General features: G+C 38.2%; 24 protein-coding genes. 15 read left to right on the top strand and 9 right to left on the bottom strand.

All coding sequences use genetic code 11. The features are described 5' to 3' along the window. Window positions 1-3 precede the first annotated feature (3 nt). Window positions 4-621 carry a trimeric intracellular cation channel family protein gene (locus tag BUA16_RS01750; RefSeq protein WP_072762920.1) on the top strand — a complete coding sequence of 206 codons (618 nt, stop codon included), beginning with the start codon at window positions 4-6 and terminating at the stop codon, window positions 619-621. Between the two features lie 33 nt (window positions 622-654). On the opposite strand, the gene BUA16_RS01745 is transcribed toward BUA16_RS01750, so the two are convergent. Then, window positions 655-1377 (bottom strand): peptidylprolyl isomerase, encoded by a 723-nt coding sequence (locus BUA16_RS01745; RefSeq protein WP_072762919.1) that lies wholly within the window; start codon window positions 1375-1377, stop codon window positions 655-657. A 147-nt stretch (window positions 1378-1524) separates the two neighbouring features. On the opposite strand from BUA16_RS01745, the gene BUA16_RS01740 reads away from it, so the two are divergent. Then, a complete protein-coding gene (locus tag BUA16_RS01740) occupies window positions 1525-2166 on the top strand; it encodes an NUDIX hydrolase (RefSeq protein ID WP_072762918.1) in 642 nt (213 codons plus the stop codon). Window positions 2167-2313: 147 nt separating this feature from the next. Beyond that, window positions 2314-3117: a lysophospholipid acyltransferase family protein gene (locus BUA16_RS01735; RefSeq protein WP_072763070.1), complete on the top strand. Its 804-nt coding sequence runs from the start codon at window positions 2314-2316 to the stop codon at window positions 3115-3117. Here BUA16_RS01735 and BUA16_RS01730 read toward each other — a convergent pair. Next, window positions 3114-3578 carry a hypothetical protein gene (locus BUA16_RS01730; protein ID WP_245795499.1) on the bottom strand — a complete coding sequence of 155 codons (465 nt, stop codon included), beginning with the start codon at window positions 3576-3578 and terminating at the stop codon, window positions 3114-3116. The two genes, BUA16_RS01735 and BUA16_RS01730, sit on opposite strands and share 4 nt — an antisense overlap. A 186-nt stretch (window positions 3579-3764) precedes the next feature. Next, window positions 3765-4259: an RNA polymerase sigma factor gene (locus tag BUA16_RS01725; RefSeq protein WP_072763069.1), complete on the bottom strand. Its 495-nt coding sequence runs from the start codon at window positions 4257-4259 to the stop codon at window positions 3765-3767. A 255-nt stretch (window positions 4260-4514) separates the two neighbouring features. On the opposite strand from BUA16_RS01725, the gene BUA16_RS01720 reads away from it, so the two are divergent. Continuing rightward, window positions 4515-5807 (top strand): NAD(P)/FAD-dependent oxidoreductase, encoded by a 1293-nt coding sequence (locus tag BUA16_RS01720; RefSeq protein ID WP_072763068.1) that lies wholly within the window; start codon window positions 4515-4517, stop codon window positions 5805-5807. A gap of 45 nt (window positions 5808-5852) precedes the next feature. Here the strand turns inward: BUA16_RS01720 and BUA16_RS01715 are convergent, their stop codons facing one another. Beyond that, a complete protein-coding gene (locus BUA16_RS01715; protein ID WP_072762916.1) occupies window positions 5853-6755 on the bottom strand; it encodes a site-specific tyrosine recombinase in 903 nt (300 codons plus the stop codon). A 157-nt stretch (window positions 6756-6912) separates the two neighbouring features. Here BUA16_RS01715 and BUA16_RS01710 point away from each other — a divergent pair, with 157 nt between their 5' ends. From BUA16_RS01710 to BUA16_RS01700, 3 genes are all read left to right on the top strand, one after another. Next, the gene (locus tag BUA16_RS01710; RefSeq protein ID WP_072762915.1) at window positions 6913-7419 is read left to right on the top strand and encodes a hypothetical protein; all 507 of its coding nucleotides are present in this window, start codon (window positions 6913-6915) and stop codon (window positions 7417-7419) included. Between the two features lie 210 nt (window positions 7420-7629). Beyond that, window positions 7630-8046, top strand: coding sequence for a type II 3-dehydroquinate dehydratase (aroQ, locus tag BUA16_RS01705; protein WP_072762914.1), 417 nt, complete (start codon window positions 7630-7632; stop codon window positions 8044-8046). After that, complete coding sequence (locus tag BUA16_RS01700) at window positions 8046-8765, top strand: Dph6-related ATP pyrophosphatase (protein WP_072762913.1); 720 nt, start codon at window positions 8046-8048, stop codon at window positions 8763-8765. Before aroQ ends, BUA16_RS01700 begins: the two co-directional genes overlap by 1 nt. Window positions 8766-8768: 3 nt before the next feature. Here the strand turns inward: BUA16_RS01700 and BUA16_RS01695 are convergent, their stop codons facing one another. The 4 genes from BUA16_RS01695 to BUA16_RS01680 all read right to left on the bottom strand — a co-directional run bounded on the left by BUA16_RS01695 (window position 8769) and on the right by BUA16_RS01680 (window position 12017). Next, the gene (locus BUA16_RS01695; protein ID WP_072762912.1) at window positions 8769-9059 is read right to left on the bottom strand and encodes a DUF3817 domain-containing protein; all 291 of its coding nucleotides are present in this window, start codon (window positions 9057-9059) and stop codon (window positions 8769-8771) included. 73 nt (window positions 9060-9132) lie between these two features. Continuing rightward, on the bottom strand, window positions 9133-10524 hold the full coding sequence (gene lpdA, locus BUA16_RS01690; protein WP_072762911.1) for a dihydrolipoyl dehydrogenase: 1392 nt from the start codon (window positions 10522-10524) through the stop codon (window positions 9133-9135). Between the two features lie 270 nt (window positions 10525-10794). Then, window positions 10795-11292, bottom strand: a complete 498-nt coding sequence (gene msrB, locus BUA16_RS01685) for a peptide-methionine (R)-S-oxide reductase MsrB (RefSeq protein WP_072763067.1) — start codon at window positions 11290-11292, stop codon at window positions 10795-10797. 158 nt (window positions 11293-11450) lie between these two features. After that, entirely contained in the window at window positions 11451-12017 is a 567-nt protein-coding gene (locus tag BUA16_RS01680; protein WP_072762910.1) for a dihydrolipoamide dehydrogenase, read from the bottom strand. Between the two features lie 165 nt (window positions 12018-12182). Here BUA16_RS01680 and glgB point away from each other — a divergent pair, with 165 nt between their 5' ends. From glgB to cmk, 6 genes are all read left to right on the top strand, one after another. Beyond that, complete coding sequence (gene glgB / locus BUA16_RS01675) at window positions 12183-14078, top strand: 1,4-alpha-glucan branching protein GlgB (protein ID WP_072762909.1); 1896 nt, start codon at window positions 12183-12185, stop codon at window positions 14076-14078. A gap of 99 nt (window positions 14079-14177) precedes the next feature. Then, entirely contained in the window at window positions 14178-16577 is a 2400-nt protein-coding gene (locus BUA16_RS01670; protein ID WP_072762908.1) for a glycoside hydrolase family 31 protein, read from the top strand. Window positions 16578-16716: 139 nt separating this feature from the next. Beyond that, window positions 16717-17523, top strand: a complete 807-nt coding sequence (locus BUA16_RS01665) for a M48 family metallopeptidase (protein ID WP_072762907.1) — start codon at window positions 16717-16719, stop codon at window positions 17521-17523. A 67-nt stretch (window positions 17524-17590) separates the two neighbouring features. After that, complete coding sequence (locus BUA16_RS01660; protein ID WP_072762906.1) at window positions 17591-18922, top strand: MFS transporter; 1332 nt, start codon at window positions 17591-17593, stop codon at window positions 18920-18922. 293 nt (window positions 18923-19215) lie between these two features. Continuing rightward, window positions 19216-21666, top strand: a complete 2451-nt coding sequence (gene lon, locus BUA16_RS01655) for an endopeptidase La (RefSeq protein ID WP_072762905.1) — start codon at window positions 19216-19218, stop codon at window positions 21664-21666. 115 nt (window positions 21667-21781) lie between these two features. Next, complete coding sequence (gene cmk / locus BUA16_RS01650) at window positions 21782-22477, top strand: (d)CMP kinase (protein WP_072762904.1); 696 nt, start codon at window positions 21782-21784, stop codon at window positions 22475-22477. Between the two features lie 44 nt (window positions 22478-22521). Here the strand turns inward: cmk and BUA16_RS01645 are convergent, their stop codons facing one another. After that, a complete protein-coding gene (locus BUA16_RS01645) occupies window positions 22522-22902 on the bottom strand; it encodes a LysM peptidoglycan-binding domain-containing protein (RefSeq protein ID WP_072762903.1) in 381 nt (126 codons plus the stop codon). A 267-nt stretch (window positions 22903-23169) separates the two neighbouring features. On the opposite strand from BUA16_RS01645, the gene rpsA reads away from it, so the two are divergent. Beyond that, entirely contained in the window at window positions 23170-25011 is a 1842-nt protein-coding gene (gene rpsA, locus BUA16_RS01640) for a 30S ribosomal protein S1 (RefSeq protein WP_072762902.1), read from the top strand. 206 nt (window positions 25012-25217) lie between these two features. Further along, window positions 25218-25757 (top strand): bifunctional pyr operon transcriptional regulator/uracil phosphoribosyltransferase PyrR, encoded by a 540-nt coding sequence (gene pyrR / locus BUA16_RS01635; RefSeq protein WP_072763066.1) that lies wholly within the window; start codon window positions 25218-25220, stop codon window positions 25755-25757. Window positions 25758-25760 lie beyond the last annotated feature (3 nt).

The following is a 25760-nucleotide window of genomic DNA, read 5'->3' as shown; positions in this document are numbered from 1 at the left end:
CCTATGTTTTACTTTATTATTGATGTATTAGGAATTATAGCCTTTTCTATTTCTGGGGTTTTGGTAGCCATGGAAAAAAAACTCGATCCTTTTGGAGTTTTTATCATTGCATTCGTCACTTCAGTGGGTGGCGGTACACTAAGAGATGTGTTGTTAGGAGCTACCCCCGTATTTTGGTTGAAAGAGATGGTTTATATTATAGTTATTTCGGTGACTGTAGTTTTCGCTGTTATGTTTAGGGATAAATTAAAATATGTAAGAACCTCACTGTTTTTGTTCGATACCATAGGTATAGGCCTCTATACCTTGGTAGGGATAGAAAAAGGGTTGAATGTTGGACTGGTGCCAGTGATGTGTGTAGCCTTGGGAACCATGACCGCTTGTTTTGGTGGGGTTACTAGGGATATCCTTTGCAACGAAATTCCAGTTATCTTTAGAAGAGAAATTTACGCAACAGCCTGTATTATTGGTGGGTTTAGTTACTTTTTGATTTTGCAACTACCGATAGAGGTTACGTATGCGAATATCGTCGCCATTTCAATAGTAATCGGCATACGGTTGCTGGCAGTAAAATTTAAGATTGCGCTACCTAATATTTATCGAGCCTCTAAGAAAAAGTAAAGTGATTGTCCTTTCTAAGGGATGTTAGCTAGATTATTTTATAACTTCTGCCTTTAAGATATAGATGTTTTTTGAGGGCCAATCCCCATTGTCGACGGGTTGTTGGTTTATTTTATCTACCACGTCCATACCTTCTATTACTTTGCCAAAAGGAGTATAACTCCCATCGAGATGGTAGGAGCCGGGTTTGGTAACCACGATAAAAAACTCGTAAGGAGAGGCAAGTTTATGTGGATTGTTAACTTCACTGCTAGGCATTGATACGATGCCCCTATGGTGTTTATGTCCTTTTTTGGCATCGGGAGGTAAAAGGTAACGTCCTATTTGTCCTCTTTTTTTGGCTGTTTCCAAATTGTCGGCATTGCCCCCTTGGATGATGAAGTTTTTTACCACCCTGTGAAAATAAGTATTGTTAAAATATCCCTGTTCGGTAAGGTATATGAAATTAGCCTTATGATAGGGAACATTGTCGAATAATTGTATAACTATAGATCCAAAACTAGTCGTTAACTTCACCTTGTCTTCCTTCAAGGTTTTGCTGTAATTAAAGAAAAAATCGATCGCATTTTCCTCGGTAAGTTTAAAAGGTTCTTCTTCCTCGACCTCAGGGGTAGGCAGGGCGTCGGGTTTACTTAAGGTGTCGGGTTCAACCCTGGTCTCGGTAATATTTGTTGTTTTTTTAGCCGGTGACTCCTTACAGCTTATAAGCAAGACGCTAAAGAAAAATAATGAAAGGGCAATTCGTGTCAGTGTCATGTAAGTTAAATTAATAATTTGTAAGGAAGCAGATATTCCAGATCTTCCTTTTATTTGCAGCCAAGTTTTTGGCGTTATATAATAGTTTCGAGCCCTTGGTTGCTTGTTTTTACTTAATTTGCTGAAAATTACAAAAAAAATAACGGCGTGAATTTTGATGACTTTTCAGATAGAATTTCAAAAATAGAAAATCTACCGCTTCCTGGAAGGGCTTCGCATTATAAAATGACCCCTTTAATGAGAATTAGGGAATTAGAATCTGAAGCTCTCATAAAGAAAAACCCTAAACAGGCTGCAGTTATGGCCTTGTTTTATCCCAGCTTAAAGAACGAGGCCAATCTTTTGCTTATTCTTAGAAACACCTATAAGGGTGTACATAGCGCCCAAATAGCCCTTCCTGGGGGTAAATTAGAAAAAGGCGATGCTAATTTGTTGGCAACGGCATTAAGGGAAACTCAAGAAGAGGTAGGGGCGGTGCCAGAACGAATCAAGGTTATTAAAACATTGTCCGAAATTTACATTCCTCCTAGTAATTTTGAGGTACAACCTTACCTAGGCCTATATAGAAAAGAACAGCCTTTTTTGTTGCAGGCCGAGGAAGTGGCTGCCTTGGTAGAAGTATCTGTGACGGATTTTATGGATGATAGTAAGGTGGTGCAAAGGAGAATTACTACTTCTTATGCTCAAAATATTCCCGTTCCCGCGTTTAATTTTATGGGGTATACAGTTTGGGGAGCAACAGCCATGATGCTTAGCGAAATTAAAGAATTATTAAAACAAGTGTTATAAAATATAAATAGTGAAATGTATACTGTGTAAAGTTCCTATAATACGCTAAAATTATACTAGCTTATGCTTATAAAAACATTTTGTAAATTTCCAAGCGGTGTCTAAGATACTTATTTTGTAATTTTGGCCTTAAACCTAAAAAAATATATGGGCTTATTTAAGAAAAACCCTTTCGGACATAATTTGTTTATTAAAAAATGGCTTATACGTATTCTTGCCCTTTTAACACATAAAAGATACCGAGGGTTTAACACCTTAGAGATTGAAGGGTCGGATATACTTAGAAACCTGCCTTCAGAAAATGTGTTGTTCGTCAGTAACCACCAAACTTATTTTGCCGACGTAGTGGCTATGTTCCACGTATTTAATGCCAGTTTAAGTGGGAGGGAAGATTCTCTTAAAAATCTAGGCTATATATGGCAGCCCAAGCTAAACATGTACTATGTAGCAGCGGCCGAAACCATGAAGAAAAGTCTGTTGACAAAAATAATGGCCTATGCAGGATCTGTAAGTGTAGAACGTACGTGGAGATCGGAAGGGAAGGAAGTAAAGCGTCAAGTGAAAATGAGCGATATTACCAATATTGGTACTGCTTTAAATGACGGTTGGGTAATTACCTTTCCTCAGGGAACCACTACGCCATGGAAACCCTTGAGAAAAGGAACCTCCCATATTATAAAGAAGTATAGACCAGTGGTAGTGCCTGTTGTAATTGATGGTTTTAGACGCTCTTTTGACAAAAAAGGACTTCGCATAAAAAAGAAAGGGATTTTACAATCTATGGTGATTAAGGAGCCCTTGGATATTGACTATGATAATGAATCCTTTGATTCAATCTTAGAGAAGCTGGAATATGCCATAGAACAACACCCTTCCTTTTTAAAGGTGATTTCTAAGGCAGATTTAATGGCCCTGGAAGAAGAAAATAAACAACGTAGGTTTAGGGCCTAAACATCGATATCTTGAAGCTCCTTAAAATTCTTAAGGAGCTTTTTTAATAGAATGCCGTAGAGTAAAAAGTAGATAAATCCCATGACTAGGGTAACTACAAAGCCCATAATAACTATAGATAGTGATAAGGTAACCTTTAGCTTTTCGGGGTTTAACTGTTCTATATCATAGCTGTTTCCTAAAGCAGACAATGGGTCTTCATTTAAGTAAATACCCCCAGCCATTACTAAAAAGGATATTAAAATAAGGGAAAGACAAAAGATGACATAGTACTTTACCGTCTTTCTTGTTTTTAAAATATTCTTCATCAGTTGTTTTGCGTTGTCCATTACAGAAATTTCCTTGTACCGTTTGTAGAATTGAAAAATGAAAAAGAGAACTATGGTGTATTGCAGAACAGAAGAAAACACCAAATAGTTGCCTAAGCCCAAATCGTTCCAGATCGCCAAACTTTTAGACATAACAGGTAAAAAATATAATAAGTGCGGTACTAAAAATTCAATTATACTGATGTAAAAAATCCATTTAACTATAGAGGAAGATCTCTTCCATAACATCAGATAAATTTCCTTATAGCTTAACTGGGGGAGTTGCTCCCCTTTTTTTTGCCAATCCTTTTTTAATAATTCCAGCTCATCCATGGTTTCTTAAGGATTAAGAATTGTTCTTAATTTATTTTTAATTCTATTCATTTTTACACGGGCATTTACTTCGGTAATTCCTAAAGTTTCGGCTATTTCCGAATAGTTTTTGTCCTCCAAATACAGAAAAACTAAAGCCTTGTCTATATCTCCCAATTGCTTTAGAGCATTGTAAAGTAGCTTTAATTGTTGTTCTTGTGCATCATCATATTGGTCTGCCGTAATTTTAAAAATAACCGATTCATAATCTTGGGTCTGGACACTCCTCTTAGATTTTCTATAAAGTGTTATCGCCGTATTTAGGGACACTCGGTACATCCAAGTACTAAATTTAGAGTCGCCTCTAAATTTGGGATAGGCCTTCCATAATTGAATGGTGATTTCTTGAAAAAGATCATTATGAGAATCTCGGTCATTGGTATATAAAGTACATACCTTATGAACAATGTTCTGATGCCGCTCTAATTCGGTAACAAATTGATGTTCTAAATCTTTGGTCAAGTCGGTTTTTATAGAGATTTTCTGATTAGTAGTCAATGTAATGGTTTTGTTACAGAAAAGGATTGGGTTTTATAGAAAATTATACATATTACTTTTTGTTAGATCACTCTGTCTTCGGACGGTACCTTGGTTTGTTTTAGGAAAACTGTAGAGAAGCCTTGTATAAAGCCTTGGGTCTCTATCTATTAATATAAAGAAATATTCTTTTTCGTTGGTGTCGACTGAATGTTTATTTTAGTAGAACAATCCTTATATATGAATATTCCACAGTCTAGTTTTCCCAGAATAGTAATTATTGGTGGTGGTTTTGCCGGAATAGCGCTAGCCAAAAAACTGAGTAAGAAAGAAGTGCAAGTGGTACTGATAGACAAACATAACTACCATGCCTTTCAACCTTTGTTGTATCAAGTGTCTACAGGTGGACTAGAGCCTGACTCAATAGCATACCCTATTCGGAAGATATTAAAAGACTTTCCTAATTTTTTCTTCCGCTTGGCCAAGGTCGAAGAAATAAGGACCGAAGAGCAGTTGGTGTTGACCAATATAGGAAACATTGCCTACGATTATTTGGTGATGGCTACTGGAGCGGAAACTAATTATTACGGAAATACGGAGATTGAGACCAATAGTATGGCCATGAAATCTATTCCTCAGTCCTTAAACCTAAGGAGTCTTATCCTAGAAAATTTTGAACAGGCACTTTTAACCGATCAATACCATGAAAGGGATGCCTTAATGAATTTTGTCATTGTAGGAGTTGGACCTACCGGAGTAGAATTGGCGGGGGCCTTGGCCGAAATAAAGAAAGGAATTTTACCCAAGGATTATCCGGATTTAGATACTAGAAGAGTGCAAATAAACCTTATACAATCAGGGGATCGTATTTTAAAGGAGATGAGTGTGCAAGCCTCGGAAAAGGCCGAGGGGTTTTTGGAGGGATTGGGTGTTCAAATATGGAAAAACATGAGAGTAACCGAGTACGATGGTAAAACCGTCACTACCGATATCGGGGAACGCTTTGAAACGGCTACCCTTGTTTGGGCGGCAGGAGTGAAAGGGGTAGGGATTAAAGGGTTGGATGCTAAAGAGTTATTGGCGGGCGGAAATAGATTGATCGTAAATCACTATAATCAAGTAATAGGATATAATAATATTTTTGCCGTTGGTGATGTCGCCTGTATGCAAACCAAAGAAGCTCCCAACGGACACCCAATGATGGCACAGCCCGCCATGCAACAGGGAAAACAACTGGGAGAAAACCTAGTAGCCTTAGTGGAGGACAGGCCGTTAAAACCTTTTAGATACAAGGATAAGGGAAGTATGGCAACGGTAGGAAGGAACAAGGCGGTGGTAGACCTGGGAAATTTTAAATTTCAAGGTGTATTTGCTTGGTTTGTGTGGATGTTTGTACACCTCTTTTTCCTTATAGGATTTAGAAACCGAATGGTGGTTTTTGTAAATTGGGTGTATAACTATGTGCGCTTCGATAGGGAAGCTCGACTTATTATAAGGCCCTTTAACAAAGATTATAAAATGTTTAAGGACTAGGGGGCCTTCCCTAGTCCTTATGGCAGTGTAAGGGCGTCTGAGGGTTTAATAATTGTTCCTAGGGTGGTAATATTCCATAACCTTCGTTAAATCCTTCCGGTTTAAATGCATATATATTTCTGTAGTCGTAATGCTTTCATGGCCCAGCATTTGTTGGATCGCCCTTAAATCTGCTCCATTTTGTAATAAATGGGTTGCAAAGGAATGTCTAAAGGTATGAGGGCAAATGGTTTTCTTTAAGCCAATGACTACCGCCAATCGTTTTACAATAGTAAATATCATGGCTCTGGTAAGCTGCTTTCCCCTTCGGTTTAAAAATAAAATATCTTCATGGCCTTTCTGTATATTTAAATCTAAACGAGTATTTTCCCTATAAAGGTTGATATATTTTTTGTTGATTTCGCTAATGGGTACAAACCGCTGCTTTTTCCCTTTTCCGGTGACCTTGATAAAATCTTCTTCAAAATAAAGGTCCGATATTTTTAAATCTATTAGCTCGGAAACCCTTAATCCACATCCATAAAGAGTTTCCAATATGGCCATGTTACGCTCGCCTTCCTGCTTAGAAAGGTCAATGGCCTTAATTAAGGCATCAATTTCTTCCTTGGATAAGGTGTCTGGTAGTTTGCGGCCAACCTTGGGCGATTCTATTAAATCCATAGGGCTGTCCTTGCGATAATCCTCGAATACTAGATAATTAAAAAAACTCTTTAATCCAGAAATTACTCTAGATTGTGACCGCGGATTTAAAGTTAAAGATACCTTGTAAATAAACTGTTGAATGGTAGCTGGTGTAATGTCTAGCGGTGACTCCGAAAGTTTTTGGCGTTCTAAAAATTGAATTAGTTTTTCTATGTCCAAGGTGTAATTGGATATAGAATTTAAAGAGAGTCCCCGCTCAATCTTCATATAATGTTGGTAATCTTTTACTGCCTGATGCCATTTCATGGGTTAAATATAAAATAGATTTTGTGTGTATTGTGTGTTGAGATACAATAATTAGTTGTTTACAACACATATATGTAGTTTAACAACATTAATTGTAGTAATATTCTTATTCGGTATATGTTTATGTCTAAACTATGAATCAATTTAAAATTTTATTATGAGAAAAGTATTATTGATTGCAGTGTTGGCATTGTTTGGATTCAGTGTTAATGCACAAGAAGGGTTTAAAATAGGGGTCCTGGCTGGCTTACCAGTTGGTGATGCCGCAGACTTTTCTAGTTTTAATCTTGGCCTGGATGTAGTATATCATTGGGGAGTTTCCGATAGCTTTGGCTTAGGTGTTGCTACTGGCTTTACCAACACTTTTGGAAAAGAAATGACTTTTAATGATGGTGGAAGTTCCATTGCGATAGATGCGGAGGATGTACAGTTTTTACCAATTGCGGCATCCGGAAGGGTCATGGTCACTGAAGAATTATCATTAGGTGCAGATCTGGGTTATGCTGTCGGTATTAATGAATTTAATGATGGTGGATTTTATTACCGCCCCATAATAGGTTATAATGTAGGGGAGAAAACTGAATTAAATTTTTCGTATTCCGGTGTTAGTCTAGATGGAGGGTCTTGGTCTACTATTAATTTAGGGGTTTTATTTACCCTATAATGTAAAATATGGTCCTTATAGTTTAAGTCCGAACAACTCGGTGACAAATAGCAGGGACGAATTAACAGATTGAGAGTTATATGATTAAATAGAATAATTCATCATGACAAGAAAGATAAGAGAAATCTTGTTTTCTCTAACAAGGAAGAGGACTAAGGAATACTTTTTGGTCCTCTTTTTTTATGGAATACATTTTCTTACTTTTATCGCATGAAGATTATAATTATTAACGGTCCCAATCTAAACCTATTGGGGAAAAGGGAGCCCGAAGTTTATGGAAAAACTACTTTTGAAGAGTATTTTGCTTCCTTGCAATTTAAATTCACAAGCCTACAATTAGAGTACTATCAGTCTAATATAGAAGGTGAAATTATCAACAAATTGCATGAATGCGGTTTTGAAGGCTATGATGGCATTGTTCTCAATGCAGGGGCATACACGCATACTTCTATAGGAATTGGCGATGCCGTTAAAGGCATAGAGACTCCGGTGGTGGAAGTGCATATCAGCAATACTTTTGGACGTGAAGAGTTTAGACATGTATCTTATATTTCACCGGTTGCCAAAGGAGTTATTTTAGGCTTTGGATTAAAAAGTTACGATTTGGCCATTCATAGTCTATCGTAATGAAAAAGGCCTATTTTAATTGGAGCAGCGGTAAGGATTCTTGTTTGGCATTATATAGGGCCCTTCAAGACGATGCCTATACAATTTCAAAACTAGTAACAACTGTAAATACTGATTTTGATCGGGTATCCATGCACGGTTTAAAAACCATCTTACTAGAAAAGCAGGCAGCATCAATAGGATTTCCGTTATTACAAGTAGGGCTTCAAGGAAATATTAGCATGAAGGCCTACGAGTTTAAAATGAACGAATTACTCTCGGAACTCAAATCCGATGGGTACCAATATGGTTTTTTTGGCGATATTTATTTAGAAGATCTACGGGCTTATCGAGAACAGAAATTAGTAGAATTTGGGGTGAAAGCTGTTTTTCCACTTTGGAAACAAGATACTAAAACCTTAATGTCAGAATTTTTAAAAGCCGGTTTTAAGGCGATTACTGTTTGTGTAAATGCCAAATATTTAGACAGCTCCTTTTGTGGGCGGCTCGTTGATGAAAGTTTTATAAACGATTTGCCTGCGAATGTAGATATAGCCGGAGAGAACGGGGAATTCCACACCTTTGTGTTCGATGGGCCTATCTTTAAGACCCCCGTCACTTTTGAAATAGGGGAAAAGGTCCTTAGAACCTATCATCCATCGGGAGATGATGACGATTGTTTTGCCAAGGATACTTCTTGGGATAACTCGTTTTGGTACTGTGACCTTTTGCCTATATAATAATTATTGTGCTACCGCAGTTGGTTTTAAATACTTTTTATCTATATAGAAAGTCCCAAACGGTAATAGGGAGGCAATAAATAGGATGGTAAATGTTTTAAATCCCCATTTCTTTTCCGTCGTCAATAAGACTGCCAATACTACATAGGCAATGAATAAAAAACCATGGGCATACCCAATAAATATATTGGGTTCTGGCATTTGGGCCAAATATTTTAAAGGCATTCCAAGTCCAAAAAGCATTAAATAAGAGATGCCTTCTAAGATGGCGGTAATTCTAAAAATTTTCAACATCGGTAAGCGGTTTAAAGAATATAATAAAGGCTTGCGCTTTGTATTTATAAACAAGCGCAAGCCTTACTTAATTTTATAGGTGAATAACTTCTCCGTAAGCATCGGCTACGGCTTCCATAACCGCTTCACTCATCGTTGGGTGCGGGTGAACTGCCTTCAAGATCTCGTGTCCGGTAGTTTCCAATTTACGGGCTACAACAGCCTCGGCAATCATATCGGTAACCCCGGCACCAATCATATGGCATCCTAACCATTCACCGTATTTAGCATCGAAAATAACCTTTACAAATCCGTCTTTTGCACCAGAAGCACTTGCTTTACCACTGGCAGAGAACGGGAATTTTCCAACTTTTATCTCGTATCCTTTTTCTATAGCTTGTTTTTCGGTAAGTCCAACAGAAGCAATCTCTGGAGAGCAGTAGGTACAACCTGGGATATTGCCGTAATCTAAAGGCTCTACGTGCATATCCGCTAATTTTTCAACACAAAGTATTCCTTCTGCAGAAGCAACGTGGGCCAAGGCTTGTCCTGGAGTAACATCGCCAATGGCATAATATCCAGGGATGTTTGTTTGGTAGTAATCGTTCACTAAAATCTTGTCTCTATCGGTAGCTATACCAACATCTTCTAAGCCGATGTTTTCTATGTTTGTCTTAATTCCAACTGCAGATAAAACAATATCGGCTTCTAAGGTAATTTCACCTTTGGCAGTTTTAACGGTGGCGACAACACCTTCTCCTGAAGTATCTACCTTCGTAACCTCGGCAGAAGTCATGATTTTGATCCCTGTTTTCTTAAGGCTACGCTCTAGTTGTTTGGAGATTTCTTCATCCTCAACAGGAACTACATTTGGTAAAAACTCTACTACGGTTACTTCCGTACCCATAGCATTATAGAAGTAGGCGAATTCAATACCAATGGCGCCACTACCTACTACAATCATCTTCTTAGGTTGGTTTTCCAAGGTCATGGCCTGTCTGTACCCTATGATCTTTTTTCCATCTTGTGGCAAACTAGGCAATTCTCTACTGCGCGCTCCAGTAGCAATGATGATATTGTTGGCCGAATATTCGGTAACCTTACCATCGGCACTTTTTACGCTAACTTTTTTACCTGGTTTTAAGGTTCCATATCCATTGATGACTTCGATTTTATTCTTTTTCATCAAAAACTGAACCCCTTTACTCATGCCATCGGCAACGTTACGGCTACGTTTTACTACCGCATCAAAGTCCTTGTCTACGTTGTCTGCCTTTAGGCCGTAATCGTTGGCATGTTGTAAATATTCGAAAACTTGAGCCGATTTCAATAGTGCCTTTGTAGGTATACACCCCCAATTTAAACATACGCCTCCAAGGTTCTCTTTTTCTATAATTGCGGTTTTAAATCCCAATTGAGAAGCTCTAATTGCTGTTACGTAGCCACCTGGGCCACTACCTAGTACAATGATATCGAAATTGCTCATTTATATATTTTTTTTTGATGTCTTAAATTATGAAGTCGCAAAGTTACAAAACCATACTGAATTCCGATTGATGCTGTTTTAATTTAATTGGAATTAAAAAAGGAGCGCAGGATGACTCGGCTGCGCTCCTCACTAAGAAGCTTTTTTCGACCCCAAAGGGAAGTAAATGCCCAAAGAATGCTTTTATAGCGCCAAGTAGAGGCGAGGGTTTTCTCTAATTAATATTTGTAAGATAATTTATATGCTAAATTGCGTCTCGGGAATAGATAGTTAGTTTTCGGGTACAAATTTTAAGGCAGCACCATTAATACAATGCCGTTTTCCTGTTGTTTTTCTTGGGCCGTCGTTAAAAACATGGCCTAAATGTCCGCCACATACGGCACAGTGTTCTTCGGTTCTTATTATTCCTAACTTATTGTCCACCTCAAAGGCAACATTGCCTTTGATTTCCCTGTCAAAACTAGGCCACCCAGTTCCCGAATCGTATTTGTGTTCGCTTTTAAAGAGATGCGTGCCACAACCAGCGCAAACATAGACGCCTTTTTCTTTATTGTGTAGTAATTCGCTCGTTCCGGCTTTTTCGGTGCCCGCCTTCCGCAGTACATAAAACTGAATATCAGTGAGCTGTTTGCGCCATTCTGCTTCTGTTTTTGTTACCTTATACTGAGTAGTCTTAGTGGCAGTGTTTGGCTTTACATTTTCTTTTTCCTGAGAATTTCCTTTGCATCCTATGAATAAAATACAAATGATTGGTATTAATTTGTTCATGATTTTAGATTTTATGGAGATTCGATCTGCCATCTTTTATTTTCTTGTTGCGACTTTAAATAAAGTACGTAATTTACGATCAAAAGGTTCGGTTCAAAAATAAACCCCTATAGCTCCAGAGCAATAGGGGTGTAAAGAATTAGTTGAATATTGTTTGTTTATTGCGCTTTAAAACGCGGTACGTCCTCATTCTTAACCCCTATGGTTTTCATGACCGCATTTATATTGGATTTGTCCATTTTGGCTGCCGCAAATTCACTTGGCAGAATAACAATCCGGAACAACTGGTTGTCAGTAAAGTCAGGATTCAAGTTAGATAGATTAAAATTTCCATCGATAAAAATTTCTACATCTTTATAAGTATGGGCATTGCTATATTGTATGGTGCCACCCGGTAAAAAGAAATTCTGAGGTATAAGGCTCCAGGCATCTGCGCTAGTGTTATCTTGGAACTCAATAGTGCCATCGTACCTATAAACCAAAACAGCATTGGATTCAAAGACTTCAAAGCTGGTAAAGTCAGAAAAGGTAATAAGATAAGAATACAGGTTGTTCCCAGGATCATAACCAAAGTCAATATTATCTACTTCAAAAACTTGTGCTTGGATGGCGTCTTGCCCATCTTCTCCGTCCAATCCATCAAAACCGGGAGGGCCTGCCGGACCTTCGCAAGAAATAATGAATAAGGATATAAACGCGCCGAGTAGTAGAGTGATTTTTTTCATAATGAGTATTTTTAAGGGTTGAAGAATAATTGTTGGTATAATTATTTCAAAAAGCGTTCCACTTTTTAATTAACGGCTTAAAACTACTGTTTGTTGTAAAAAGTAAAAGCGCTTAAGCCTGATAATTAATCAAAGTTGTTTAATATTGTAGTAAATAACATAACCATGACTAAAGTAATACCCCATAGTATATTTTCTGAATTTGATATTAATCTTTTTAAGTCAGGAAAGCACTTCAAACTATATGAAAAATTAGGGTCTCACCCTCTTGAGGTAAATGGAGTTAAAGGTACTTATTTTGCGGTTTGGGCACCGTCAGCAAGGTCGGTCGCTGTTATTGGCGATTTTAACCATTGGAACGAGGCTGAACATCACTTGCATGTCCGTTGGGATGGCAGTGGTATTTGGGAAGGCTTTGTTCCCGAGCTAGGGGTGGGAACCTTGTATAAATATCTTATCCACTCTAATAATCATGGTGTTGTAACTGAAAAGGCAGACCCTTTTGCTAAAAGTTGTGAACATCCGCCAAAAACGGCCTCTATTGTCTCCGAAACTACTCACCAATGGAAAGACAAGACTTGGATGGCTACAAGGAAAGATAAAAATGCCTTGGACAAGCCTTTCGCTGTCTATGAGGTTCACCTAGGTTCTTGGAAGCGAAAGGGAGATAATGAATTTTTAACCTATACGGAGTTTGCCGATGAGTTGGTGGCCTACGTAAAAGAAATGAACTTTACCCATGTAGAGTTTATGCCTATTATGGAATATCCCTACGACCCGTCTTGGGGGTATCAACTTACCGGATATTTTGCGCCCACCTCTAGATTTGGGTCGCCAGAAGACTTAAAGCTCTTGATTGATAAAATGCACCAAAATGATATAGGGGTCATTCTGGATTGGGTGCCTTCCCATTTCCCTGAGGATGCCCATGGATTAGGGTTCTTTGATGGTTCTCACCTTTTTGAGCACCCAGATCGTAGAAAAGGATACCATCCAGATTGGAAGAGTTTAATCTTTAATTATGGCAGAAACGAAGTACGGGCGTTTTTGATCAGCAATGCCATGTATTGGTTAGATCAATACCATGTCGATGCCTTACGAGTCGATGCCGTGGCTTCCATGTTGTATTTAGACTATTCCAGAGAAGATGGGGAGTGGGAGCCAAATATCTATGGAAACAACGAAAATTTAGACGCTATTTCGTTCTTGAGGGAACTTAACGAAACCTTATATGCCAATTTTGAAGGAATTCAAATGATTGCAGAAGAATCTACCTCTTTCCCAATGGTGACTAAACCAGTGCACATGGGTGGACTAGGATTTGGTATGAAATGGATGATGGGATGGATGCACGATACCCTGGAATATTTTAAGAAGGAAGCGGTCTATAGAAAACATCATCAGAACGATTTGACCTTTAGTGCGACATATGCCTTTTCCGAAAATTTTATGCTCCCTTTCTCCCATGATGAAGTGGTTTATGGAAAAAAATCCTTGTTGTATAGAATGCCAGGGGACGAATGGCAACAATTTGCTAACCTGAGATTGTTGTTTGGCTATATGTACACCCATCCAGGGACAAATTTAATTTTTATGGGTGGCGAATTTGGGCAGACGGCAGAGTGGAATTTTCAGAAGAGTTTGGACTGGCACTTGTTGCAATATGAGTATCATTCCGGAATCCAACAATTGGTAAAGGATTTAAATAAACTTTATCAATCCTACCCTGCTCTTTATGAAAAACAATTTAGTCAGGAAGGATTTCAGTGGATAGATTACGGAGATCATGAAAATTCTGTTCTTACCTATATTAGAAAAGGACACGATCCTGAAAAAGAAATTATAGTAGCCTGTAATTTTACCCCTGTTCCAAGAAAAAAATATCGAATGGGAGTCACAAAATCTGGTTCCCTAAAAGAAATATTTAATACAGACGATAAAAAATATGGCGGGTCTGGCATGAAAAATAAGACACTAAAAGTCAGTAACGTTTCTTGGCACGGCTTAGATAATTCCGTTGAAATAACGATTCCGCCTTTAGGCATGGTGGTTTTTGCATAAAACCTTTGAAGCCTAAAGTGTAAGTAATAATTGTTGTCGATTGCATTTCGTAGATTGTTCCGAATATGCTTTTTTTGTAATGCAAAAAATTAACGGAATATGATTACCAATACTGAGCTTGAATATAAAGGGAATTTATATCCGAATGACATAATTGACTTCCGGAGGGATGCAGAAAAACTTTACTTTACAACCTCTAATGGCGTTGTTTTGGAAGTGTCTATTCTTAGAGATAGCGCTTTTAGGTTTAGATATGCCACGGAAAATATATTTGAACCAGATTTTTCCTACGCCATCAGTGAAAGCGCTAGTATTGGGTATAATAAGCTGGAGGTAGAAGAGACGGTAACCGAGTATTTGATCATTACTGCAAAACTTAAAATCCTTGTAGATAAACGAACCTTACGGATACAAATATCAGATTTAAAAGGCGCCATTATCAATGAAGACGAGTTAGGGTTTCATTGGGAGGAGAATTATCAGTTTGGTGGGAATACTGTAAAAATGAGTAAGATTACCCAAAATGCCGAAAGTTTTTATGGTATGGGGGATAAAGCGACTCATTCTAACCTGAAAGGGAAGCGCGTCAATAATTGGGTTACCGATCAGTATGCCTTTGGTAAGGATCAGGATCCATTGTACAAGGCGATTCCTTTTTATATTGGATTGCACAACAATAGTGCTTATGGGATATTTTTTGACAATACCTTTAGGACTCAATTCGATTTTGCTCACGAAAGAAGAAATGTAACTAGCTTTTGGGCTGATGGGGGAGAAATGAATTATTACTTTTTCTATGGGCCAAAAATAGCAGAGGTTGTTAATTCCTATACAGATTTAACGGGTACGCCAGAATTGCCGCCGATGTGGACCCTTGGTTTTCATCAGTCCAAATGGAGTTATTATCCAGAAAATAGAGTCCTGGAAATTGCTAAGAAATTTAGGGATTTACGGATTCCTTGTGATGGTATTTACCTGGATATAGATTATATGGAAGGGTTTCGATGTTTCACTTGGAACAAGGAGTATTTTCCAGATCCTAAAAAAATGGTGCAGGACTTAAGGAACGATGGATTTAAAACCATCGCTATTATAGATCCGGGTATAAAAATAGACAAGGACTATTGGGTGTACCAAGAGGCTAAGGATAATGATTATTTCTGTAAAAGAGGCGATGGCCCTGCCATGCGAGGCAAGGTATGGCCTGGAGAATGTAATTTTCCCGATTTTACAAATCCCGAGGTACGCGAATGGTGGGCCGGACTGTACAAGGAATTAATTGCTGAAATTGGTATTAAAGGTGTTTGGAACGATATGAACGAACCTGCTGTTATGGAGGTGCCTACCAAAACCTTTCCTTTAGATGTCAGACATGATTATGACGGACATCCTTGTAGCCATAGAAAAGCGCATAATGTTTATGGTACGCAAATGGCCAGGGCTACCTATGAAGGGGTTAAGAAGTTTTCTTTTCCAAAACGTCCTTTTGTGATTACCAGAGCGGCCTATTCCGGGGCGCAACGCTTTACCTCTACTTGGACAGGGGATAATGTAGCTACTTGGGAACATTTATGGATTGCCAATGTACAAATTCAGCGTATGTGTATCAGTGGGATGTCTTTTGTGGGGTCCGATATTGGTGGTTTTGCCGAACAACCTAGTGGAGAGCTCTTTGCTAGGTGGATTCAATTGGGGGTGTTTCATCCTTTTTGTAGGGTGCATTCTAGCGGGGATCACGGCGATCAAGAGCCTTGGTCTTTTGATGACGAGGTAACCGATATCGTGCGTTCCTATATTGAACTCCGTTACCAACTGCTACCTTATTTATATACTATGTTTTATAGGTATACCAAAGAAAATGTACCCATGATAAAACCTTTGGTGCACTTTGATCAGGAAGACCACCAGACACATTTTAGAACCGATGAGTTTATTTTTGGGGAACAAATTTTAGTTTGCCCAGTGCAAGAGCCAAACGCCCAAGGACGAAGAATGTATATTCCTAGGGGTACTTGGTACAATTATTGGACAGATGAAGTGTTATTAGGTGGAATGGAAAAATGGGTGGTTGCCAGACTAGATAAAATCCCCCTCTTTATTAAGGAAGGTGCCATGATTCCAAAATACCCGGTACAGCAATATGTCGGGGAGATTGAGGTAGAGGAACTTATTATGGAAGTCTATTATAAAAATGGAGTAGAAAGATCCTCTGTTTATGAAGACGGACAAGATGGGTACGATTACAAAAAAGGAAGATATAGTCTTCGAAACTATAAACTGACAGGAAGGGAAAATGAACTTATAATTCAGCAATATAAAGGTGGAAGCTATATTTCATCCTATGAAACAATTAAGTTAAATTTCCATGGACTGCCCTTTACGATAAGTACCATTGAGGTAGACCACGTACAGGTGTCTTTAAAAGAGGTGCAGTTGAAAGGCAATAGTAGTATCGTTTTGGATAAGGGATTTTCTAATTTGCACATTTCGGGCTTTTAAATTATTTTGTATTTAAGAATTGTAAAAGCACTTGATCAAAACCAAACTATTGGCGAGGTATTAATGTATGTATATATTGCACAAAATGCTATCTCTGAGATAGCGGGGAACAACAAAAGGAACAAATAAATTAGAACAGATGAAGAAAATAGCAATAATGCTTTTGGTTTTTCTTGGCGTAGCGGCTTGTAAAACCAATCCTTTTACTGGAAAAAAAGTTTTGAATTTTTATCCGAACAGTCAGATTTTTCCAACTGCCTTCGCGCAGTACAATCAGTTTTTAGGGGAGCACAAAGTCATTAAGGAAACTGCTGAAGCCAAAATGATCACTAAAGTTGGACAGCGTATTTCTACGGCAGCCGAGCGATGGTTAACCGCAAATGGCTATCCTGGATATTTAAAGGATTATAAATGGGAATATAACTTGGTTGATGATAAAACTGTAAACGCATGGTGTATGCCAGGTGGAAAAATTGTTTTTTATACCGGGATACTTCCTATTTGTCAGGGGGAGGCAGGAATAGCCGTGGTTATGGGACATGAGGTTGCCCACGCCTTGGCCGACCATGGCGCCCAAAGAATGAGTGCAGGAACATTACAGCAGTTAGGCGCCGTAGCAGGGAATGTTGCGATACAGGACGAAGAGAAAAGAAATATTTTTAACCAAGCCTATGGGGTAGGTACCCAATTGGGCGGAATGTTGCCTTTTAGTAGAAGTCATGAAACCGAAGCCGATAGGATTGGGTTGCAAATTATGGCCATTGCAGGATATGATCCTGATGAAGCTGCGGAGCTTTGGAAAAGAATGAAGGCCAATGGAGGACAAGCGCCACCAGAGTTTTTAAGTACTCACCCTTCTAATGATACCCGTATAGCTAACCTCACAGAATGGGCACCCATGGCTAAAAAAGAAGCTGCAAAATATGGGATAACCTCTTTTCAATAGTGAGCAGTAACCAAAAGTAAAATTTAAATTAAAGAAGCTGTTTTATGAAAACAGCTTCTTTTTATATATGGTCAAAAAACCCCCAATAAAAGGTAGTAAGCAATTGTTAAATGCATGGGCGTTTTATGATTGGGCAAATTCAGTATACAGTTTAGTAATCACTTCGGCAATTTTTCCCATCTTTTATGGGGCGCTTTTTCGAACGGCCGAAATAGAAAAGGTAGTAGTTTTTGGAGGTGAAATAGCAAGAGGTCCACTGATAAGTTACGTTACTTCGGCGGCCTTTCTTTTTATAGCGCTCATAACTCCAATTTTGTCGGGAATAGCCGATTATTTGGGGAACAAACGCCTTTTTATGAAGTTTTTCTGCTATGTGGGGGCCTTATCCTGTGTTGGGCTGTATTGGTTTTCCTTAGAGCAAATTTATTTTAGCCTAGGCTGTTACTTTTTTGGGTTGGTAGGATTTTGGGTAAGCTTTGCCTTTAATAATTCCTACTTGCCCGATATTGCTTTTCCAGATCAACAAGACAGGATAAGTGCTAAGGGGTTCTCCTTGGGGTATATCGGGAGCGTTCTTTTGCTGCTGGTAAATTTAGCGATGGTAATGCATCCAAGTTTATTTGGGATAGAGACAGATGCGGCAGGAGTAGCTGAAATTAAAGCGATGAGGTATTCTTTCTTAACCGTAGGTGTTTGGTGGGCATTATTCGCCCAATATACCTTTTTTAGATTGCCTAAAGGATATAAAAAAGAGGGCGAAAGAAAACATATTCTGCTAAACGGGTTTAAAGAGCTTAAAAGTGTGTGGCATCAATTAGGCGACCAAGTGCAGTTGAAAAGATATTTGGGTGCCTTCTTTGTGTACAGTATGGCGGTACAGACCGTAATGTTAATCGCTACTTTTTTTGGGGAAGAAGAAATTCAGTGGGGATCCGATGGAGAAAGAACGACTGGGTTAATTGTTAGTATTTTGTTGATACAGTTGGTGGCAATTTTGGGAGCAACAGTAACGGCCAGGGCCTCCAAAATGTTTGGAAACATTAAAACCCTGATCGTTGTAAACGCCCTATGGGTATTGATCTGTATTTATGCCTATTTTGTGGTTACTCCCATAGATTTTTATGTTGCAGCAGGATTTGTCGGGATAGTGATGGGTGGTATTCAAGCCCTTTCCCGGTCTACATATTCCAAATTTATTCCAGATACAACAGATACTACTTCCTTCTTTAGTTTTTTCGATGTTGCCGAAAAAATTGGGATTGTGTTGGGGACTTTTATGTATGGCTATGTGGCTCAGGTTACCGGGAATCTGCGAAATGCAATCATTTTTCTAGGTCTTATTTTCGTGCTGGGGGCTCTAATGTTGACTAGAGTACATCAAACTAAAAAAGAACTGTAAAAAGTGCCGTAATATTTTGTTGATTAAGGATGGTTTTGATGAAATACCGTCGTTTAGGATCTTTGTTGATGTAAAGTTCTTACCGTTATTACTGCACTGCTATACCTAGTGAAAGTTGCGCTTGGAATTTTTATTAAAGTTTTTCTTTGTTGGCACAACAATTGCAAAAACAGAGTGGAAAACAAAACAATAAGTTGTCAGCTCCTATGTTTATAGGAGGTTAGAACAAAGTATCTTGAATAAATATAAATAGTCCTACTGTCTTTCTATGACAGAATGACCGAATAAATAATATGAGTAAATTGAAGAATATAAATTTTGACAGTATGTCACTGCAAGGGCTAGATGAGGATTCGGAATTAATTCCTTTGATGACACCGGAAGATGAGGAGGAAATCAACAATGAGGCCTTACCGGAAACTTTGCCCATTTTGCCATTGCGCAATACCGTTTTATTTCCCGGTGTCGTTATTCCGATTACCGCAGGAAGGGATAAATCTATCAAGTTAATAAAAGACGCCAATAATGGATCAAAGGTTATCGGTGTAGTTTCTCAAAAGGATGAAGAAACAGAAAACCCTGGTGTTAATGACATAAACACCTTGGGTACCGTAGCCAAGATTCTCAGAGTGCTTCAGATGCCCGATGGGAATACTACCGTCATCATTCAAGGGAAAAAACGATTCGAAGTAGCTGAGGTCCTTACTGAAAAACCTTATTTGACCGCTACGGTTAGAGAGGTGAAAGAAGTAAGGCCGGGCAAGGATAATAAGGAATTTTCAGCCATTATAGAGTCTATTAAAGAGCTTTCCTTGCAGATTATAAGGGACAACCCTAATATTCCTAGCGAAGCTTCTTTTGCTATTAAGAACATTCAAAGCGATTCGTTCTTAATTAATTTTGTGTCTTCCAATCTCAACTTGAGTGTTAAGGAGAAACAAGAACTTTTGGAGATTCCGAATCTTCAAGATAGGGCGCTAGCAGCCTTGAAATATATGAATGTTGAACTTCAGAAATTGGAATTGAAAAATGATATTCAATCCAAGGTAAGAAGTGATATGGATCAGCAGCAACGCGAATATTACCTGCACCAACAAATGAAAACCATTCAGGAAGAATTGGGTGGCTTGTCTTATGAGGAAGAGGTTGAGCAAATGCGCGCTAGGGCTAAAAAGAAAAAATGGTCCAAGGAAGTTAAGGAGCATTTTGAGAAAGAATTGACAAAGATTCAGAGAATGAATCCCCAAGTTGCCGAATATTCTATTCAAAGGAATTATTTGGATCTGTTTTTGGACCTGCCTTGGAACGAGTTTTCCAAGGATAAATTCGATTTAAAAAGAGCTCAGAAAATATTGGATAGGGACCATTACGGACTAGAGGACGTAAAGAGAAGGATTATCGAGTATTTGGCGGTATTGAAACTGCGAAACGATATGAAATCTCCTATTTTATGTTTGTACGGACCTCCAGGGGTAGGAAAAACTTCCTTAGGGAAATCGGTAGCCGAGGCCTTGGGTAGAGAATATGTGCGTATTTCGTTAGGAGGGTTGCGCGATGAAGCAGAAATTAGAGGACATCGTAAAACCTATATCGGGGCTATGCCAGGAAGAATAGTCCAAAGTCTTAAAAAGGCAGGGAAATCTAACCCAGTGTTTATTTTAGACGAGATAGATAAGCTTTCCAATAGCCATCAAGGAGACCCTTCTTCGGCGATGTTAGAGGTCTTGGATCCAGAACAAAATTCTGAATTCTATGACAATTTCCTTGAAATGGGCTATGATTTGTCTAAGGTGATGTTTATTGCTACAGCTAATAATCTTTCCGGAATTCAGCCGGCGCTTAGAGATAGAATGGAGATTATTAACGTTACCGGATACACTATAGAAGAAAAGGTAGAGATCGCCAAAAGACATTTGTTGCCTAAGCAATTAAAAGAACACGGCTTAACGGTTAAGGATCTGAAAATTGCCAAGCCGCAATTAGAAAAAATTGTGGAAGGTTACACAAGAGAATCCGGAGTAAGATCCTTGGACAAACAAATAGCGAAAATGGTGCGTAATGCAGCAAAATCTATCGCTATGGAAGAAGAGTATAATCTTAAGGTGACTTTTGAGGATGTAGAAAAAGTATTGGGACCCGCGCGTATGGAACGCGATAAGTACGAAAACAATGATGTGGCTGGGGTCGTAACCGGACTGGCATGGACTAGTGTTGGTGGAGATATTCTTTTTATAGAATCTATTTTGTCAAAGGGGAAAGGTACTATGACCATTACTGGGAACCTGGGGAAAGTAATGAAAGAGTCGGCAACTATAGCTATGGAGTTTATTAAATCTAATGCCGATAGGTTTGGTATCAATCCTGAGGTATTCGATAAGTATAATGTACATATCCACGTGCCAGAAGGGGCAACTCCAAAAGATGGTCCAAGTGCAGGTATTACAATGCTGACTTCCTTGGTGTCTTTGTTTACGCAAAAGAAAGTGAAGAAAAGCTTGGCCATGACAGGGGAAATTACCCTTAGAGGTAAAGTGTTGCCCGTGGGTGGTATTAAAGAGAAAATATTAGCCGCTAAACGTGCTAGAATCAAAGAAATTATCCTTTGTGAAGATAATAGGAAGGATATTTTAGAGATTAAAGAGGAGTATGTAAGTGGCTTGACTTTTCATTATGTTACCGATATGCAAGAAGTAATAGATGTTGCTATTACCGAAGAGTCGGTTAAAAATGCAAAAAGTCTCTAAAGGATTAAAGAAGGTGTCTTCATAGGATTTTTGAGACACCTTCCGTTTTATTAAGTAACCATTGGATTTATAAGGAATCCTTCGAAAATTCGTTTATTCTTTTTATTTTAACTACATGGGAAAAATTACAATTGCAATTGATGGATTTTCATCAACGGGAAAAAGTACTATTGCCAAACAATTGGCTAAATCCTTGGGTTATATTTACGTAGATACAGGAGCTATGTACAGAGGGGTGACCCTTTTTGCCATGCGTCACGGATACGTTGGGGGCGAAGAAGATAATATTGACGGGCTGCTGGAGGCGCTGCCCAATATTAATCTGAAATTTGTCTATAACAAAGCCTTAGGGTTTTCGGAATTGTATCTAAACGATGAAAATGTAGAGCAAGAAATTAGAACCCTAGCAGTTTCCAGGCAGGTAAGCCGGGTCGCTACTATTGAAGCGGTACGCCTTAAATTGGTAGCCATGCAACAAGAAATGGGAAAGGATAAGGGAATTGTAATGGATGGAAGAGATATTGGGACCGTGGTTTTTCCTGATGCCGAACTTAAAATATTTATGACGGCTTCCCCTGAAACAAGGGCGGCAAGAAGGTATAAGGAGCTTTTGGGGAAAGGTGAAAAGGTGACCTATGAAGACGTTCTTAAAAATGTACAACAAAGAGATTATATAGATTCGCACAGGGAGTTTTCTCCCTTGAAAATTGCAGAAAACTCCATAGAATTCGATAATAGTGATATGGGGCTAAAAGAACAATTGGACAGGATCCTCAATTTTGCGCTCCGTATTATTGAAAAAGAAAAGTAACAAAAAAGGCCTCTTAAAAGAGGCTTTTTTTATTTATACACCCCTTATAAATTGGGGATTACTAAAACCTGATCAGGATGAATAATATCTGGGTTTTTTAGAATATCACTGTTGGCCTCAAAAATTTTATGATACTTCATAGGGTCGCCATAGTAGTGTTTGGATATCTTACTTAAGGACTCGCCTTTTTGTACGGTATGCCTGTGATACACGCTGTCGTCGGCAACAGTTATGTTTGCTTTGATATCCGAAGGCTTTTCGCCTCCGATTTCCTTTATTTTATCCCACAATAAGTTTTTTTCGTATTGGGTGTTGGCTTCTCCTTTAATCTTTAAAACACCATCTTCCTCCTTTACGTCGCCATTTTTGATTTCTAGGGCCTTGCCTAGGTTTAAAACTTCCTGATATTTTGTTTTTATGCTCATAATCGTTTTTTTTTAACGGTTAATTCTTCAGTAATCAAGATAAGTAAAATTCAATTCTTTCCCGTTACATTCTACGAAATAGTTAAAATATTAATTATCAATAGGTTTTAGAGTTTGTTAAATCATTTTAAAGTTGTATTTTTGCACACCTTTTTTAAACAAAACATCAAGAGGAGAAAGGGAAGTAAAAAAAAATCTAATATAACATCTTTCACAGGTATTGTTTAACTCTTGCATCTCCGTGGAATACAAATTATTTATCAGCAAATGGCTGAAGACAAAAAAACGGCGCAGGTAGAGGAATCTACAGAAGCCACACAAGAAACAAAGGTTGCGGCCCAAGTACAGGATCCAAAAGAATTTTTGGAAAACTTTAACTGGGACAAGTATGAGCAAGGAATTGAGCGTGTAGATGATTCTAAATTAAAGGAATTTGAAATCTTGGTCGCTGAAAACTTTGTAGATACAGCAGACGAAGAAGTGGTTCAAGGTACAGTAGTATACTTGACCGAACGCGAAGCTATTATTGATATTAACGCAAAGTCTGAAGGTGTAATTTCACTGAACGAATTTCGCTACAATCCTGACTTAAAAGTTGGTGATAAAGTAGAAGTATTGATAGATATCCGTGAGGATAAAAGTGGTCAGTTAGTGCTTTCTCACAGAAAAGCAAGAACTATCATGGCTTGGGATAGAGTGAATGCCGCTCACGACAATGAAGAAATTGTTAGTGGTTTTGTGAAATGCAGAACAAAAGGTGGTATGATCGTAGATGTTTTCGGTATCGAAGCATTCTTGCCAGGTTCTCAAATCGATGTTAAGCCTATTCGCGATTACGACCAGTATGTGAATAAGACTATGGAATTTAAAGTGGTGAAAATCAACCATGAGTTCAAAAACGTAGTTGTTTCTCATAAAGCGTTAATCGAAGCTGATATCGAAGAGCAGAAGAAAGAAATCATCGGTCAATTGGAAAAAGGACAAGTATTGGAAGGTGTTGTTAAAAACATTACTTCTTACGGTGTCTTTATCGATCTTGGTGGTGTTGATGGTCTAGTACACATTACCGATCTTTCTTGGAGCAGAATCAACCATCCAAATGAGGTGGTGGAATTGGATCAGAAGTTGAACGTTGTTATCCTTGATTTCGATGAGAACAAATCTAGAATCCAATTAGGTCTTAAGCAATTAGAGAAACATCCTTGGGATGCTCTTAGCGAAGACATCAAAATTGGTGACAAAGTTAAAGGTAAAGTAGTTGTTATTGCAGATTACGGTGCGTTTATCGAAGTTGCTGAAGGTGTTGAAGGATTGATCCACGTTTCTGAAATGTCTTGGTCTACACATTTACGTTCCGCTCAGGATTTCGTAAAAGTTGGAGATGAGGTAGAAGCTGTAGTATTGACCTTGGATAGAGAAGACCGTAAAATGTCTCTTGGAATTAAGCAATTGACTCCAGATCCATGGACTGATATTACTGATAAATATCCTGTAGGTTCTAAGCATAACGGTATCGTTAGAAACTTTACCAACTTTGGTGTATTCGTAGAATTAGAAGAAGGTATCGATGGATTGATTTACATCTCTGACCTATCTTGGACTAAGAAAATTAAACACCCATCTGAATTTGTAACCGTAGGTGATAAATTAGATGTTGAGGTATTGGAATTAGATGTTGAAGGTCGTAAGTTAAGCTTAGGTCACAAACAAACTACTGAAAACCCTTGGGATAAGTACGAAAACGAATTTGCAGTTGATACTTTACATAAAGGTACCATTGCTGAATTAGTTGATAAAGGTGCTACTATTGAATTTAACGAAGATATCGTTGCATTCGTACCAGCTCGTCATTTAGAAAAAGAAGATGGCAAGAAATTGGTAAAAGGTGAAGAAGCAGAATTTAAAATCATTGAATTCAACAAAGAATTCAAGAGAGTTGTTGCTAGTCACACTGCAATCTTTAGAGAAGAAGAACAACGTAATGTAAAAGCTGCTGCTAAAAAAGCTGTTGCTTCTGCTGATGAGGCTAAACCTACTTTAGGGGATGCTAACGAAGCATTACAAGCGTTGAAAGAAAAAATGGAAGCTAACGACAAGAAGAAGAAATAAGCTTTTGTTAATTTTATTGGAAAAGCCTGGACAACCGTCCAGGCTTTTTTTTTGCTTTTTGTTTCATGTCTTTCAGGAGGTTAGTAGATAATAAATCTTTTGTTTAGATTAGATTGAATATTTTAGTTGCTATATTTGATAGCAAACGATTTTTTTTAGTTAGAAATTCCTATTTTTGTGAATCAAAAGCGTTGGCCAAATTGTCTATGAGTCAAAAAATATTACTCTCCTCGAAAGAAATAAATATCATCCTGCATCGCTTGGCTTGTCAGTTATTAGAAAATCATTTGGATTTTAAGGATACCGTGCTTATTGGAATACAACCCAGAGGTACCTTTTTGGCGGCAAGACTTGCAAAACTCCTAAAAGAAGAATACGGGGTAAAAGAAATAAATCTAGGCTTCCTGGATATTACCTTTTATCGGGACGATTTTAGAAGGGGAGAAAAACCCTTGGAAGCCAATAAAACCAAAATAGATTTTCTGGTAGAAGATAAAAAAGTGGTTTTTGTAGACGATGTCCTCTACACAGGACGCAGTATACGGGCAGCTTTAACGGCAATCCAATCTTTTGGAAGACCATTAGAAATAGAGTTGTTAACGTTAATAGATCGTCGTTTTAGCAGACATTTACCTATTCAACCCAATTATAGAGGACGTCAAGTCGATGCTATAAATGGGGAGAAAGTAAAGGTTCTGTGGGAAGAGAACGATGGGGAAGATGTTATATATTTAGTAAAAAATTAAAAC

It is taken from the genome of Arenibacter nanhaiticus, from assembly GCF_900141935.1.
Taxonomy (GTDB): domain Bacteria; phylum Bacteroidota; class Bacteroidia; order Flavobacteriales; family Flavobacteriaceae; genus Arenibacter; species Arenibacter nanhaiticus.
Note: the sequence above shows the minus strand (reverse complement) of the source record. Positions and strands in the feature narration are given on the sequence as shown.